Below are 15,532 nucleotides of genomic sequence, written 5' to 3'. Positions count from 1 at the left end.
TCCCTTCAGTGCGTGCCCGCGGCCAGGGCGGTGAGCCTGGTCAGCACGATTTCCGGGGAGGCCTCGGTGGGGATCTCACCGAACCGGAACCCACGCTTGGCGGCGGCGTCGAGCAGCCGGGCGGCCTCGCTCGTGTCGCTCCACACCTCCGCTGGCAGTCCCCCGCCGTAGCGCCGATCATCGGGCAGGACGCCGGCTGGCAGGTGCGGCAGGAGCAGCAGGTCACCGGGCAGCTTGGGGTCGAGCTGGTCGGGGTCGGTCACGCCGTTCAGTCGGACCGCGGTGATCCAGCCGTAGTGCCCGGCCGCGGCCAGCAGACTGGACCAGGCGTCGGTCTCGTCCTCATCCGGCCCGCCCGCCGTGTCACAGGTGATCTGCAGCCCCCGGACCGGCCGGTCCGCCACCGAGCGGATCACCTCCAGCAGGCCGGTCGCGACGTCGTCGAGCGCGTCGAAGTCGATCCCCGCACCGGACGCGAGCAGCCTGCGCGGTGACGGGCAGTCCAGCACCAGGTCGACACGATCGCCGAACTGGTGCAGCAGCGCGTCGAGAGTGTCGGCCAGCACGCGGCGCGGCGCCGGCAGCTCCAACGCCGCACAGACGGCAGCGGCCTCGCTATCGCCGACGAGGTGGCGGGAGAACGGACCTGAAACGTTGACACCGTACACATCGGACCGCAGTAACCGGTGTGCCTGTGCACTCGCCGCGACCAGCGTGGCCGGGTCGTCATACCAGCGCTCGGGGGCGCCGGCGAAGACCCTCCACACGTACCGGTCGCAGTCCAGCCAGGTCAGGGTGTCGCGCCTGGCGTGGATCCAGTCGTCCACAGCGTTCATCGTTCTCCCGCCGTCCTCATCAGTCCCGCAGCATCAGGCCCGCGCCGTCAGCCCTGCACCGTCAGTCCTGCAGCTCCGCCAGCTTGGCCTCCAGCTGCGCGATCCGCACGTCCTTCGGGTCGGGCATCATCACCGGCACGATCGCGTCCGCGGGGCAGGTGTCCTGCGGAGTGCCGCGGAACAGCACCCGCGGGTCGCCCCAGGAGCCGAAGAACGGCACGTCGGCCGGAGGCGTCTCGGTCTCCCATTCCTTGACGAACTCCGCATACGGCTTGCCCCGCCGCAGCCGAGCCGCCCGCTCGGCCTCCCGGGCCGCCGTGGTGCCCTCGGCGTCCAGCACGGCGGTGTCGGGGTTGAGCACCACGTGGTAGATGTCGCGGACGGTGTCCATGGACACCAGGCCGTCGCGGTAGTCGGAAGCCACCAGCTCGGGATCGCGTTCGAGCACGTCCCCGTAGCCACCGCCGGTGCCCTGGGTGAGCATGTACAGCTCGCCGCGCTCGGCGAGCTCGAACTGCATGCCCATGTGATGCGTCGAGTAGGTCGCGTCCGGGAACGGACGCTCGTTCATCAGTTCCTCGACGGTGTAGCGCAGCAGTTCGCGCTGGTTGTCCATCACCTTGAAGATGTCGACATTCTTGATCTTGCACAGCGGGTAGGTGCCGGGGCCGTAGCCGCCGAAGATGCCGTGCGAGCTGGGGAACTTCGAGCCGATGCTGCACGCCATGAAGCCCCACATGGCGCTGTCCTTGACGGTGGCGATCTGCTGGTAGCCCTGGCCGCCGCGGAACTTGCCGAAGCCCTGGTTGTCCCGCATTACCCTGTTCGGCACGATCTTGAGAATCGGGACTTCTTCCTCGATGAGTTCCTGCTCCCCGATGTCGGCCATGGGCGCGAAGATCGGGGCGACCGCGTGCTCGCCGTCCCGGTTGGACCGCGCGGCCCCGCCCATGCCGTTGAGGTCGGCGCACACGTTGCCCACCAGCTCGCCGTGCTGGGTGACACCACCGTAGATGAACGTGACGATCATGTTGAACCAGCCGGCGATGACGTCCGTAGAGCGTTCACCCGCGCTGTAGAGGAGCTTCGGCGTCGCCAGCTGGGCCGCGGTGAAGGAGGGGAAGAACGTCATCATGCTCTGCGCGTTCGGCGCCTCCGGCGAACAGTTCAGCGCCGACCGCGGGTCGGTGAGAACAGTCATCGGCTCGAACACCGCCTGGTTTCGCGGCAGGTCCGGCCACACGAAGGTCAGGAACTCCTGGGCCAGCATGCCCTTCATCGACGAGAGGATCGTGTTGTTGGCCCGGTTCAGGAATTCCGGCGACGAGCCCCGGAAATCCAGGATCAGCTCGTCGTCCTTCTTGGTCATCGCCAGTCTGATCTTGACCAGGCAGTTCTCCCGCAGCGTCCCGTCCGCGAAGACGTTCTGCCGCACGGTGCCCTCCGGCCACGACCTCAGCCGGCGGCGGACCTCGTCGGCGGTGTCGGTCAGGGTGCGCCGCAACGTGGCGACGACCGCGTCGACACCGTACTCGGCGATGGTGTCGTGGATCCGGTCCCTTGTCCGCATCGCCGCGTACAGCTTGGCCTTCATGCCCTCCAGCTGCAGCTTCGGCTCGCGCACCGAGTTCTGCAGGAAGGTCATGAGGTCACGGCGGAACGTGTAGTTCTCACCGACCTTGATCGGCGAAATCTTCAATCCCTCGTCGAACGGGGACTCCGCCGCCGAGGGCATACCGCCGGGTTCGGTGGCGCCGTTCTCCCCCTCGTGGCAGACCGCGCCGGCGAAGCAGATCAGCTGCCCCTCGTGGAAGACCGGGATGAGGATGCTCTGGTCGGTGTTGTGGACGTTGCCGTAGCGGGCGTCGTTGTGCATGAAGACATCGCCCTCACGGACCCCGACCGTCGGCTCATCCACCCAGTACTTGACAATGAACTTGACCGGGTGCTGCGTGAGCACCGAGAACAGCAGCACACCACCCATGCTGGACAGGGCGAGGTCACCCGAGGCCGTCCACACCCCGGAGATCAGGTCGCCCCACTTCGCGCCGGGCGCCGCGCCCATCTGCTCGACCATGTCGAAGGACTCGTTACACGCGGTCTGCAGCTTGTGCCGCACCAGGTTGATCTGCTCGGGATCGGTGAACCGCGCGAGCGCCTCCGTTTCGCGGGGCGACTCCGGGGCGAGATGGTGGCTTTGCATGATCTCGGGGTCGGGCCCGAGGAACAGGACGTTTTCTTCGAGGAACTTCTCGACGACTGACTTGCCGTCAGCGTGGTCGGGCTGGCTCATGAATCTACACCTTCTGCTAAGACGTGCCTGGCGGGCGAGGGCGAGCGGCTTCCCAGGCCCGACACAGGCCACGCGAAACGGACGAGGGGGTTGATGACGCCGACCCTGCTGATTCCCATCAGCCTGACGGCGTGTTCGGCTCAGTACAAGAACTTTCCATCAATACGCGCTAGCCGGCCAGCTACGACCATCGGATCGCAGCATGTTATCCGGAGATGACCGGCTTGCCGAGCGGCAGACCCTTCCCGCCGGTCTCGGCGGACATGACGGCGAGGTAGAGGTAGGCCGCTACCGCGGTGAAGCCGAACACCAGGTAGCCGCCGGCGTGGGTGAGGGCGGTGCTGGTGTTGATGGTGCCGAGCAGTAGCAGCAGCAGCGCGCCGTCCGCGAACCCGAGCAGCAGGGTGAAACTGCTGGGCAGGCGCAGGGTGGCCACGGTGACCAGGACGAGGGTGACCAGCCAGCTGATCAGCCACAGCTCGGTGGTTCTGGTGATCTGGGTGGCGGGGATGTTGTACCAGTTGTGGCCGAGGCCGAGGCCAAACGCGGCGTAGCTGCCGTAGAACCCGAAGAACACCGCGAACAGGCTGGCCAGGGGGTTCTGCCCGAGCGCCGCCGCCCAGATCGCGGCGACCAGGAGACCGACGGCGGCGGAGGTCAGGATGATCGGCAGTGCCGCGCCGGCCGCGGCGGGCGGAAGCCAGCCGGTGTCGACCAGCCCGAGGCCGAAAGCCCCGGCGATGACGGTGGGGAGGCCGAACACGGCCGGGTTGCCGCGCAGCGGGCTGAGGGGCGGCGGAGCGGGTAACGAGACGGGTAAGGCCTCGCTCTCGTTCAGTAATGGCTGTTGGGGACTGGAAACGGTGGCGCTGCCGGTGCTGGTGGTCATCGGGATGAAACCTCCTGAACGGGCAGCCCGCCTACCGGGCGGCCTGCCGGGCATGCTGCGGGTACGGGCGGCGGAGGGCCGGGCGGGCCGCGGCGGAACCGCCGGGCAGCGCCCAGCCCTCCTGGTTTTACTGGTTATGCGAAACGGATGAGGGGTTTGATGACGCCGTCCTCCTTGGTTTCCATCATGCTGAAGGCACGTTCGATCTCGTCGAACCCGAACTCATGGGTCGTCATCGGCGTAGGATCCACCCGGCCGGAACGCATGAGGGTGAAGATTCGCTCGAGCCGATCGCTTCCGCCTGGGCAGAGCGACGTCAGGATCTTCTTGTCCGACATACCCAGGCCGAACGGTTCCAACGGGATCTGCAGCGGTGCCGGGTTCTCACCGTGATACCCGATATTCGATATCCGGCCACCGGGTTTGGTCACCCGGATGCAGTCCTCGAAGGTCTGCGGATGACCGAGCGCCTCGATCGCGCCGTCCACGCCGACGCCGCCGGTGAGATCGAGGATCTGGTTCACCACATCACCAGCGGCGGGGTCGACGACCACGTCCGCGCCGAATCGACGTGCCAGCTCCTGCCGTTCGGGCCGTCCTTCCACGGCGATGATCAGTCCGGCGCCGAGCAGCCGGCAGCCGATGGTGGCGGATAACCCTACCGGCCCCTGAGCGAAGATCGCGACGGACTCACCGAGCCGCAGCTGCGCGTTCTCCGCGCCACCGAACCCGGTGGAGAGCATGTCGGTCGCGTAGACGGCTTTCTCGTCGGGCAGGTCGGCCGGAATGCGAGCGAGGTTGGCGGCCGCATTGTTGACGAGAAAGTACTCCGCCATGTTGCCATCGCGCTGCGTGGTGAATTTGTACCCACCGAGCATTCCCTGGCACTGGGTACTGAAACCCCGCTGGCAGGGGCCGCAGTGAAAGCACGGCGTAAGCGCCCCGACCGCTACCCGCTCACCGGCCTCGAATCCAGTGACCGCGGCGCCCAGGTCGTGGACGACACCGACCGCCTCGTGCCCGAGAGCGCGGCCTTCGGGAACGGGAATGGCGCCCCGGACGGTGTGCACATCGGAGGTGCAGATAAGCGCCGATGTTGTCCGTACGATCGCGTCAGTTGGCCCTGGCTTCGGTATGGGCTTCTCGATGACGCCGGCCTTGCCGATGCCGAGAAACGCCAGTGCCTGCATGGTGGCTGGCATGGTTACCAACCTCGCTTCCCACGTCTCGCTCAGATGGTCCGAACGAGCACCGCGGAGCCGGTACGGCCGATGGTCAGCTGCCATCCGGGTTCGGCGAGGTAGGTCGTGCTCGGGGTTTCGATCAGGGCGGGGCCCTCGATGACGTGGCCTTCTTCGAGGTCGGCGAAGTCGTAGACGGCAGTCTTGACCGCGCCGTCGATGCCCGGGTAGTGGCATTCCCGCCACCGGGCGGGGTTCGACGCGGGGCGCGGCTCGGCCTGGGTGGGCTGCAGGTCGAACTTGTCGCGTTCGACGTAGCTGACCACGCGGATGACGTTGATGCGCACACCGGCCTCGGGCGCCTGGCTGCCTTCGCCGTACCGCTTGGCGTAGATGCTGCTGAACAGGTCCAGCAGCTCGATCACGTCGCGGTGTGAGGTGAGCCGCTCGAACGGCGACACCACCCCGATCTGGGCGAGCTGGTTGCCGTAGCGCATGTCCAGCTCCACCCGCGAGCGGATGTTGGCGGGGTCGGCGCCCTGGCGGAGGAGGTCGTCGCGGCCCTTCGCGGCAAGTTCCGTCACCGTGTCGTTGAAGACCTGGAAGTCGTCCAACATCCTGCGGGTGGTGGCGTCGTAGACCATCAGGTACAGCGAGTACTCATGAATGTGCAGCTGGTTCATATTGCCGGCGCCCAGCGCGGAGAACACCGAGCTGAACGGCGGGATCAGCACATTCTGGATGCCCAGCGTGTTGGCGTATCCGCAGGCGTGCAGCGGACCACCGCCGCCGTAGCTAAGCGCGACGAAGTTCTTCGGGTTATAGCCCTTGACCGCGACCTCCTTGAAGATCGCGTTGGCCATGTTGCTGTCCACCTTGCGCTTGATCGCCTTCGCCGCCTCGATCAGGCTCAGTCCGGTGGGCTTGCAGATGTGCTCCTCGATGGCCCGCTGCGCCCGGCGCAGGCTGAGCTTGATCGTGCCACCGGCGTAGTTGTCCGCGTCGAGGTAGCCCAGCACCAGGTTCGCGTCCGTGGTGGTCGGGAACCGCCCGCCCCGGCCGTAGCAGGCCGGGCCCGGGTCGGAACCGGCGCTTTCCGGGCCGACCTCGATGGCCTCCCACAGGCGGTCGTAGCGGGCGATGGAGCCACCGCCGGCGCCGAGGGTGTGCAGGTAGGTCATCGGGGTGGAGACGAGCCAGCGGTCGATGACCGGGTTGAAGTCGTAGAACTTCACCCCGTCGGAGGTGACCAGGCCGATGTCGAAGCTGGTGCCGCCCATGTCGGTGGCGATGATGTTGGGCTGGTGGTAGGTCTTCGACAGGTAGTTGGTGGCCTCCAGCCCGGCGACCGGCCCGGAGTGGATGGTCTGCAGCGAGGAGGTCGAGTTCAGCTGGGCCATGCCGCTGGTGTTGTGCACCAGCAGCATCGGCTTGGTGTAGCCGTTGCGGCGCAGCTCGATCTCCAGCGACGCCAGCCCGTGGTACATCTGGCTGTGCAGGTAGGCGTCGATGACCGCCGACATGGTCCGGGCGTACTCACCCTTGCGGCCGGTCACCCGGTGCGACAGCACGATCGGGATCGCCCCCAGCATGTGCGTGGGGTACTCGTCGAGGATGATCCGCTCGACTTCCTTCTCGTGGGCCGGGTTGATCACCGCGTTGACCAGCGCGACCACGAACGCCTGCGCGCCCTCGTCCACCAGCTTGCGCACCTGGCGGCGCACGTCGTCCTCGTCGATGGACAGCACCGCCGTGCCGCCGTAGTCGACGCGTTCCTGCACGCCGGCGATCCGGGTCACCGGCACCAGCGACACCGGCCGGTCCGCGGCGGGCAGGTCGGACTGCTGGGCCTCGGTCAGCCCGTCGCCGTAGCCACGGGCCCGCATCAACGGCACGGTCGATTCGAAACCGGCGGTGGTGAGGATGCCGACCGCCGGACCGCTGCGTTCGATGAGCGCGTTCGTCCCGAGGGTCGTGGCGTAACGCACCGCGTCGACGGTCGAGAGCACCGTCTGCACATCCAGGTCCGCCTGGGCACTGGCCTTTGCCAGGGCATCCATGAAGCCGGAGGCGAGGTTGTGGTGCGTGGTCAGCGACTTCGCCTCGATGTAGGTGTCGTCGTAAACAAGAAAGCAGTCGGTGAACGTGCCACCGATGTCAACACTTACCTGCCGCATGTCCCTAGCCCTCCACAGCGCTGAGGTGGCGACGCTTCAACGCGTCGATATCGAGTTCGAGGTCGTGCGTCAGCGGATGACCAGGCGGCAGGTACTCGTTCTCCACCTGCGTCCCGCAACCCGGGCAGTAGAACTCGACGATCCGGCACCAGGCCGGGTCGGGGGCGTAGGTGAACTCGTAGCTCTCGTCCAGGATCGGCCGGTGAATCTCCCGCGGGTCACGGTTGTGGACCAGCAGCCCGGTCTTGTAGTTCTCGCGGGCGTTCGCGATGTCATGCCCGCACACCCGGCAGGTCCATCGCTCGGTCGCCAGATTAATCGCGAGATACTCGGTGATGTTCACGGTGGACTGCTGCTCACTCACTGCTGGGCCTCCAGGATCAGGTCAGAGTTGCTGCTCACCCGGAACCCCCACCCGGGCTCGATCAGACAGGTCAGATAGTCACCCGCGACCAGCGCCGGCCCCGCGGCCCCCTGCCCCGGCTCCAGATTCTCCGGACGGTAGACCGCAATCTCCTGCTCGTTACCGTCAGCGAAATGGATACGACGCGATCCGTCCGCGGCCGCCGGCTGGACCGTGCCGTGTTCGTCGGCCACCAGCTCGAAGGTCGGCAGCGGATACCAGGCCCGCACCACCAGCTGATCGGCCTGCCCGGGAGACGACCCGTCGGTCCACGTCTCGTCCCGCAACACGCCGTCGACGATGAATCGGCCGCGGGTCTCGACAGTGCATTCGTCGATGGACACGCCTTCACCGAACATGTCACGCCGCGCGCGGGTCAACAGATCGTCGCGGGCCGCCTTCACCTCGACGTCGACGCCCGGCATCGGCACGCTGTATTCGTGTGCCAACCCGCTGAAACCGATACCGAACGCGCTGAACACCGCCGACAGATGCGGCACGATCACCCGTGCGATCCCCGCCGCCCGCGCGATCCCCGAGGCAAGCACCGGACCGGCGCCACCGAAGGCCAGCAGCGTGGCCTCACCCGGCTCACGACCCGCCGCGGAGATCATCTCCTTGACCGCGGCCCCCGCCTGCTCCTCGAACACCCGCAACACCGCGAGCGCCGCGGCCTGCGCCGACAACGACAGGGGCTCCCCGACATGGGTCAGCAACGCCCGCTCCGCCCGGGCCGGGTCCAACTTCAGATCCCCACCCAGATAGTTGTCCGGGTCCAACACCCCGGCAAGCAGCAGGGCATCGGTCACCGTCGCATCGGTGCCACCACGGCCGAAAGACGCCGGGCCGGGCGCGGCACCCACACTGCGCGGACCGATCTGAATCTGACCGTTGACGACCTGGACCACCGAACTGCCACCCAGCCCGATACTGCTCAGGTCCGGAATCGGCAGCGAGGTCTGCGCCGAATCGACCCGGCCGTGCGCGTGCACCGTCAGGGCCTTGTCCACCACGACCGACACGTCGGTCGTGGTGCCACCCACGTCCACCCCGACCAGCACGTCCGCGCCGTAGAGCGAGGCGTAGGCGACGCTGCCCTCCAGCCCACCCCGCGGCCCGGAACCCCACGTCTTCAACGCCGTGGTCTTGGCCACCCGGGCCGAGTCCCCGTCATTCCGGAAGATCAGCAGCGGGCGAGGCAGCCCGTTCTCCCGGCACGCCTTCTCCGCGCCGTAGAGGAAGTGCTCCATCCCCGGGTGCAGGTAGGAGTTCAGCACCGCGGTCAGCACCCGCCGCGCGTCGTCGACGTCGTGCACAAGCTCATGCGACAGGGTGAACGGAACCGCGCCCAGCAGATGCCGCGGGTACCGCTCCAACAACAGATTCTTGATCGCCCGCTCCGCCGCCGCGCTCCGCAGCGCGATCACGATCCGCGAGGTACTCGTCGCCAACAGTTCGTTGATTGCCGTCGTGAACTCCGCCAAGCCCACCGACCCGTCGGCGCCCACCGTGATCCCGACCGGAGAATGCGGCACCAGCGCCTGCCACAGCGAGGCGTCGACCAGGTTCGCAATGCCGTAGACGTCCTCCTCCGCACCGCTGTCGACCAGCAGGGCGACCGGTGCGCCCTTCCGCTCGACCACGGCGTTCGTACCCGACGTCGTCGAATAGCGCAGGTACTCCGTCTCGCGCAACAGACGAGCGGTGTCCTCCTCGCCATACAGCCGGTCGGACGCTGTCCGCAGCCCGTCGACGAAACACTGCGTTAAATCGTGCGGGGTCGTCGGCGTCTTCGCATGCACGATGCGCTCACCGTCCGTCACGCACACATCGGTGAACGTGCCACCGTTGTCGATATTGACCAGGATTCCCATCGGCCCTCCGCTGCATCGTTGCGTGAAGTGGGTCACAACTTTGCAGCCAGCGAAGGGTGGTTGCACCACTCCTAGGGGTGGCTGGGAGATAGAAATCGGGTGGTTAAACGCAATGCTGTTGGCCCAGAGCCACGCCCAACCTCGCCAGTAGTCCTATCTAGTAGTTTCACGAATACCATAGGTTACGTCCAAGGGCTATTCTCCTGGTTGATCGGTTCGCGCCCGAGGGCGGGACGCGGGGCCGGCCGGCCCCGCTCACCGGGATGGCCGTGCCGGCCGGGCCTCCCCACGCCCCGCGATTCAGGTGGTGTCGAAGCAGCCGTCGAACTCGAACACCGGGTTGATCACATAGGTGCCCGTGGTGGCCTTGATGGTTAGCGGACCGACAAGCTTAGATGGGCCGCCGGCCTGGTAACAGCCGTTGGAGCGGACCTGGAGCTCGAACTTGCCGTTCTGGGGCTTTCCGGCGCTGTCGGTCCAGCGGAGCTGGCAGATCCAGTCGCTGCCGGCGCCCCGGTCCGGTACCTGGGGGCCGCCTTTGTCGCAACTGGCCTTGGCGGCGACGGCGGCCGGGGTAAGGCCGGGGTGACCGAGCAGGGCCTGCTGGTGGGTGTAGAGGTTGGCGAAGACGGGACCGAGGGAGTTTTCGACGCGGGGCCGGGTGACGTCGGTGGCACAACCGGCCAGGGCGACGGCCAGGGCGGTCGCGGCGCTGACGGCGGACGTCGCCCGGGTCAGTCGGACGAGGGCAGGTCGGACGAGGGCAGGTCGTCGCATCGGGGTCAGCCTCCGGTGATGTCGCGCCGACGCAGCGCCGTGTAGGCGACCGCCAGGCAGATCGCGATGTAGCCGACGCTGACCAGCGCACCCTGACCCAGGGGCCCGTAGTACGGGTGCGCCGCCAGCAGGCCGTGCCAGGCGTCGAACGGGGTGACCAGCAGCAGGTGGCGGATCGCGTCGGCGCCGTTGAGGAACGAGTAGAGCTGCATGAGCAGCCCGAGGATGATCGGGCCGACGATCCCGGCGGGGCTGCTGCGGGTGAGCACCGACAGCATGATCCCGAGGGCGGTGAAGCCGAGTAGCGGCAGCAGCGCGGTCGCCCACGCGGCCAGCACCAGCCCGGCGGTCCGGCCGGGCGGCAGCAGGGTGCCCGAGAGGCTTTCCAGCGGCTGGTGACCGACGAGCAGGACGCCGGCGGCCAGGCAGCTGGCCGCCAGAACGGCGAGGACAAGGACCGCGAACGTCGCCGCGGCCAACGTCTTGGCCCAGAAGATCTGGGTGCGGCTGTGCGAGCGGGTCAGGATCGTCTTCCAGGTGCCGTGCTGGTCCTCGCTGGCGAAGATGTCCCCGGCCACCAGGCTGGTCAGCAGCGGGAACACCCATTGGGCGGCGAAGCCGAGGATGAGCAGCGGGGTCGCGAAGCCGCTGGCGTGCACCCACCGGCCGTACAGGGTGTCCTTCGGGACACGGTCCTGGCGGTCGAGCAGCACGACGAACACGCACGGGGCGAGCAGGCAGACGGCGAGCGTCGCGCGGGTGCGGGCCTGGGCGGCAAGCTTGGTGACCTCCCACCGGTAGGCGCTCGTCACCCGGCCGCGGCCGGCCGGACGTGCCCCGACCGTCGCCGGGGGCGTGGTGGTCGTCGCGGAGGCTGTGCTTGTCGTGGTCACCGGGTCGCTCCGAGGCGGGCGTGCTGCTGGGTTGGCAGGTCGGCGGCGGTCCGGTCGGGTTCGGTGAACATGAAGAACAGCGACTCCAGTGGCGCGATCTCCAGTCCGAGGGTCCGTACGGCCACACCGTCCCGGCCGAGAGCGATGATGTAGGCGTCCGCGGCCGCGGGCTGGGCGGTCAGCGCCAGCCCGCCGTCCGGGTGAGTCGACACGGCTACGCCGGGATGGTCGGCGGCCAGCTCCAGCGCCCGGTCGTCGTCGCTGGTCGCCAGCCGGTGGGACGGGTCCGGCGCCTGGGCCCGCAGCTGGCCGATCGAGCCGTGGTAGACCACCCGGCCGGTGCGCATGATCGTGACGTTGTCGCAGATCTCCTCGACCTCGTTCATGTTGTGGCTGCTGAGCAGCACGGTCAGCCCACCCGCGGCGAGCCGTTTGACCAGGGCCCGCATGTCGCGGATACCGGCCGGGTCCAGGCCGTTGGCCGGCTCGTCCAGCACCAGCAGCCGCGGGTCGCGTAGCAGCGAGGCGGCCACCCCGAGCCGTTGACGCATCCCGAACGAGTAGCCGCCGACCTTGTCCCCGGCCCGGTCGGCAAGATCCACCAGGTCGAGGACCCTGTCGATCCGGCTGTCGGCGTCACCGCCGTCGAGTCCGGCCAGCAGCTCCAGGTTCCTCCGGCCGGACAGATATGGATAGAAACGGGGGCTCTCGATGAACCCCGCGACCCCGTCCAATGTCGCCGGGCCGGCCTGGGCCCAACTGCGACCGAACAGCCGCAACACCCCGGCGTCCGGGCGGATCAACCCGAACAGCATCCGCAGGAACGTCGTCTTCCCGGCACCGTTCGGGCCGAGGATGCCGTAGACCTCCCCGACGTCCACCCGCAGATCAACATGATCCACCGCAGTGAGACCGCCGAAGCGTTTCACCAGGCCGGTGGCCTCCACCGCCGGTACGCCAGCCGCCATACGTCCCTCCCTCAAGATATCTACTACTCGATGAATAGTAGACGCGCGGGTGCGCGGCAGGCGGCAAGGGCCGGGCCGGGTGGAGACCGATCCAGTGCCACCGAGAGGCCCGCTACGCGGATGGTCGGCAGCGGGCCAGGGCAGGCCTGTACCACTCGACCGTTCGTACTATCAACGCGATAGTAGTGAGTGGTCGCAAGCGACAGCCGCGAGCGACAGCCGCGAGCGACAGCCGCGAGCGACAGCCGCGAGGAGGGCAACGGATGGCGAAGCGGCGGGAGCCGGGAGCGCTCGAACGAGAGGTGCTCGCCGCGATCGCGGCGGCCGGCCGGCCGCTCACCCCGACCGAGACGCTCGCCGAACTCGGCGAGCCGCTGGCCTACACCACCGTGATGACCACGCTGGCCCGGCTGCACGACAAGGGCGCACTCACCCGGCAGCCCGCCGGCCGCTCCTACGCCTACACGCTGGCCGCCGAACCGGAAACCCTCGACGCCGCACTCACCGCCCGCCAGATGACCCGCCTGCTCGGCGCTGGCGCCAACCGGGCTGAAGCCCTGGCCCGCTTCGTCGCGGATCTGCGTCCCGAAGACGAACAACTCCTCGCCGACATCCTCGCCAGCCACCACCCGCGGTCAGAGACGGACGGCGGGCAGGGGCTATGACGGCCGTCGCGCTGATCCCGTTGGCCACGAACCTGCTGCTGGCCGTCAGCGGCGGCTGGCTCGGCCGGCGGTTGCCGCCCGCCGCCGCCACCCGGCTGCTGACCCTGGCCTGTCTGGTCACCGCGTTGGCCACCGGATTCGTCCTGGCCGTCGCCGCCTTCACCCTGCTCGCCCAGCTGCCCCTGCTCACCGCGGTCGGGCACTGGTCGGCCACCATGATCCGCGGCCACGACCCGCTACCCGCCGCGGCCGGGCTGGTGCCGGCCGCCGTCGTCGTCGGGCTGCTCGCCGCCGCCGCCCGGCGCGCCGCCGCCCTCGGCCAGGACCTCGCCGCCGCGGAACTCACCTGCCGGCGGCTCGGACCGTCGCCTACCGGCCTCGTCATCGTCGAGGACGACCACCCCGACGCCTACACGCTGCCCGGACTGACCGGCCGGATCGTGGTGTCCACCGCCATGCTGCGCGCGCTGCCCGCCGACGAACGCCGCGTGCTACTCGCCCATGAACGCTCCCACCTGCATCACCGCCACCACGCCTACACCCAGCTCGCCGACCTCGCCGCCGCCGCCAACCCGCTGCTGCGGACACCCGCCGCCGCCGTGCGCCTCGCCGTCGAACGCTGGGCCGACGAAGACGCCGCCGCTGTCACCGAAGATCGCGCTGTGGTCGCCCGGGCCTTGGCCCGCGCCGGCCTCGCCCGCACCGGCATGCCGACCACTCCGACCTCGGCACTCGGCGCCGTGCACACCGACCTCACCCACCGGGCGCGGGCGCTGCTGGACCCGCCTCCCAAACCACGCCCCGCCCTGGCCGTTGCCCTCGCCGCGCTCGTCCTGGCCACGGCCGCCGCCGCCGCCGACACCGCCCACACCACCGAGCACCGCTTTGAACACGCGCAGGCAGCCTATGCGCACCGATCCTGACCGGACGAAAAGCCGACGAGGTCACCCGTGCGTGTCGGGGTCGCGACCCGGCGCGTCGATGCCGGGCGCTCCCCACAGGGGAAACCAACGGGACAGGTCCGGTTCGATCGGGAGCTCACCCGCCAGCATCTCCCGTACCTCCAGCTCGGCCGGATTGTCCCGACGCTGGTCACCGGCCGGCACGAACGGGTACCAGGTGCCGCGTTTGTAGAGGTAGATCAGCCCCATCGGCCTGCTGCCGTCGGTGAACCCGACGACGGTGCACAGCAGTGCCGGGCCGAAGCCGGCGTCGCGCACCGTGGCATTCGCCGCGTGCAGGTCGGTGACCAGGCCAGCGAGGTCCTGCTCGCCGGTCCGTCGCAGCAGCCAGCTGTACCCGAAGCTGTCCGTGCGCCGCTCGTACCGGCCGCCGTCCATGCTCAGCAGCCGGTCGATCTCCTGCGCTACCCCGGTGAACGCGCCGCCTGACGCGGGTTTGACACAGACCGCTCCGACCCCGGTCGGTCGCCATGAGCTGGCGGCCTGCAGGATGACGGCGGCGGCTGGGAGCGTGAACAGCCGGTCGAGGTCCGGCGGGACGGGCCGGGTCCGGCCGAGAAGCACGTCGAGGATCCGCATGATCCGGCCTGCTTTCTACCCGGGTCACCGAACTACCCGGGTCACCGAACTACCCGGGCTCACCGAACTGGGCGGGCTCACCGAACTGGGCGGCCAGCCGGGCAAGCTGGGCCAGGCGGGCATCCAGCGGCGGATGGGTCGAGAACAACGAGGACAGGCTGACGCCGTTCGCCAGCGCGGGAGCGAAGAAGAAGGCGTTGAACGGTTCGGCGGCCCGCAGGTCGCGGGTCGGGATCCGGGAGATCTCGCCGGTGACCTTGGTGAGCGCGGCGGCGAGCGCGGCCGGCTGGCCGGTGAGGATCGCCCCGGACCGGTCGGCGGCGAGCTCCCGGTACCGCGACAGCGCCCTGGTCAGCAGGAACGACAGCGCGTAGACGGCGGCGGAGACGACCACAACGACGAGCACGACGAGGGCGCCGCTGTCCTCGTCATCGTCACCGCCGTCACCGCCGTCACCGCCGTCGGACCGGCCGAAGCCGCCGGCCATCCCGGAGTAGAGACCGAATCGGGTGACCAGACCGGCGAGCACCCCGAGAAACGACGCGACGGTCATGACGGCCACGTCCCGGTGCGCGACGTGGGACAGCTCGTGGGACAGCACCCCCTCCAGCTCGTCGACCTCCAGCCTGCGCAGCAGCCCGGTCGTCACGCAGACGACGGCGCGTTTCGGGGTCCGGCCGGTGGCGAACGCGTTCGGCAGGTCGGTGTCCGCGACCGCCACCACGGGCTTCGGTAGGTCGGACAGCGCGCAGAGCCGATCCACGACGCCGTGCAGCCGCGGCTCCTGCGCCGGGCTGACGATGCGCCCACCGGTCGCGTACAGCGCGATGCGGTCCGAGAACCAGTACTGGGCGGCGAGCAGCCCGCCGGCGATCGCGACGACCAGGACCGGTGACACTCCGACGGCGATCAGGACGGCGATGAAGGCGACGTAGACCAACCCGAGCAGGAAGACGGTCAGCACCATCCGGGCCGACAGTCCCCGGTCCAGGGCGAACCGCCGCGGCACACGCGTCATCACCATCGTCACCTCAC

General features: G+C 68.9%; 14 protein-coding genes. 2 read left to right on the top strand and 12 right to left on the bottom strand.

The annotated features are described in order from the left end of the window. Positions 1 to 5: 5 nt before the first annotated feature. The 10 genes from FRANCCI3_RS11265 to FRANCCI3_RS11220 all read right to left on the bottom strand — a co-directional run bounded on the left by FRANCCI3_RS11265 (position 6) and on the right by FRANCCI3_RS11220 (position 12,291). Complete coding sequence (locus FRANCCI3_RS11265) at positions 6 to 836, bottom strand: hypothetical protein (protein ID WP_011436657.1); 831 nt, start codon at positions 834 to 836, stop codon at positions 6 to 8. A 61-nt stretch (positions 837 to 897) separates the two neighbouring features. Continuing rightward, on the bottom strand, positions 898 to 3,129 hold the full coding sequence (locus tag FRANCCI3_RS11260; protein ID WP_011436656.1) for a hydantoinase B/oxoprolinase family protein: 2,232 nt from the start codon (positions 3,127 to 3,129) through the stop codon (positions 898 to 900). Positions 3,130 to 3,334: 205 nt separating this feature from the next. Further along, positions 3,335 to 4,018, bottom strand: coding sequence for a GPR1/FUN34/YaaH family transporter (locus FRANCCI3_RS11255; protein ID WP_011436655.1), 684 nt, complete (start codon positions 4,016 to 4,018; stop codon positions 3,335 to 3,337). 134 nt (positions 4,019 to 4,152) lie between these two features. Continuing rightward, the gene (locus FRANCCI3_RS11250) at positions 4,153 to 5,220 is read right to left on the bottom strand and encodes an NAD(P)-dependent alcohol dehydrogenase (RefSeq protein WP_011436654.1); all 1,068 of its coding nucleotides are present in this window, start codon (positions 5,218 to 5,220) and stop codon (positions 4,153 to 4,155) included. 29 nt (positions 5,221 to 5,249) lie between these two features. Continuing rightward, a complete protein-coding gene (locus FRANCCI3_RS11245; RefSeq protein ID WP_011436653.1) occupies positions 5,250 to 7,376 on the bottom strand; it encodes a hydantoinase/oxoprolinase family protein in 2,127 nt (708 codons plus the stop codon). Between the two features lie 4 nt (positions 7,377 to 7,380). Further along, positions 7,381 to 7,719, bottom strand: a complete 339-nt coding sequence (locus FRANCCI3_RS11240) for an acetone carboxylase subunit gamma (RefSeq protein WP_035734323.1) — start codon at positions 7,717 to 7,719, stop codon at positions 7,381 to 7,383. 17 nt (positions 7,720 to 7,736) lie between these two features. Then, on the bottom strand, positions 7,737 to 9,653 hold the full coding sequence (locus FRANCCI3_RS11235; protein ID WP_011436651.1) for a hydantoinase/oxoprolinase family protein: 1,917 nt from the start codon (positions 9,651 to 9,653) through the stop codon (positions 7,737 to 7,739). A gap of 300 nt (positions 9,654 to 9,953) precedes the next feature. Beyond that, a complete protein-coding gene (locus FRANCCI3_RS11230) occupies positions 9,954 to 10,430 on the bottom strand; it encodes a hypothetical protein (protein WP_011436650.1) in 477 nt (158 codons plus the stop codon). Positions 10,431 to 10,435: 5 nt separating this feature from the next. Beyond that, complete coding sequence (locus FRANCCI3_RS11225; RefSeq protein WP_011436649.1) at positions 10,436 to 11,323, bottom strand: ABC transporter permease; 888 nt, start codon at positions 11,321 to 11,323, stop codon at positions 10,436 to 10,438. Beyond that, complete coding sequence (locus FRANCCI3_RS11220) at positions 11,320 to 12,291, bottom strand: ABC transporter ATP-binding protein (RefSeq protein WP_011436648.1); 972 nt, start codon at positions 12,289 to 12,291, stop codon at positions 11,320 to 11,322. The genes FRANCCI3_RS11225 and FRANCCI3_RS11220 overlap by 4 nt, the downstream gene beginning before the upstream one ends. A 263-nt stretch (positions 12,292 to 12,554) precedes the next feature. Here FRANCCI3_RS11220 and FRANCCI3_RS11215 point away from each other — a divergent pair, with 263 nt between their 5' ends. Both FRANCCI3_RS11215 and FRANCCI3_RS11210 read left to right on the top strand, forming a co-directional pair. Beyond that, entirely contained in the window at positions 12,555 to 12,956 is a 402-nt protein-coding gene (locus FRANCCI3_RS11215; protein WP_011436647.1) for a BlaI/MecI/CopY family transcriptional regulator, read from the top strand. Further along, a complete protein-coding gene (locus FRANCCI3_RS11210; RefSeq protein ID WP_011436646.1) occupies positions 12,953 to 13,879 on the top strand; it encodes a M56 family metallopeptidase in 927 nt (308 codons plus the stop codon). The genes FRANCCI3_RS11215 and FRANCCI3_RS11210 overlap by 4 nt, the downstream gene beginning before the upstream one ends. 21 nt (positions 13,880 to 13,900) lie before the next feature. On the opposite strand, the gene FRANCCI3_RS11205 is transcribed toward FRANCCI3_RS11210, so the two are convergent. Beyond that, on the bottom strand, positions 13,901 to 14,497 hold the full coding sequence (locus FRANCCI3_RS11205) for a PspA-associated protein PspAB (protein ID WP_011436645.1): 597 nt from the start codon (positions 14,495 to 14,497) through the stop codon (positions 13,901 to 13,903). A 49-nt stretch (positions 14,498 to 14,546) separates the two neighbouring features. After that, positions 14,547 to 15,515: a zinc metalloprotease HtpX gene (htpX, locus tag FRANCCI3_RS11200; protein WP_011436644.1), complete on the bottom strand. Its 969-nt coding sequence runs from the start codon at positions 15,513 to 15,515 to the stop codon at positions 14,547 to 14,549. Between the last annotated feature and the right edge of the window lie 17 nt (positions 15,516 to 15,532).

The sequence above is a fragment of the Frankia casuarinae genome (assembly GCF_000013345.1).
In the GTDB taxonomy this organism is placed as follows: Bacteria; Actinomycetota; Actinomycetes; order Frankiales; family Frankiaceae; genus Frankia; species Frankia casuarinae.
This window is presented reverse-complemented; position numbering and strand designations above follow the sequence as displayed.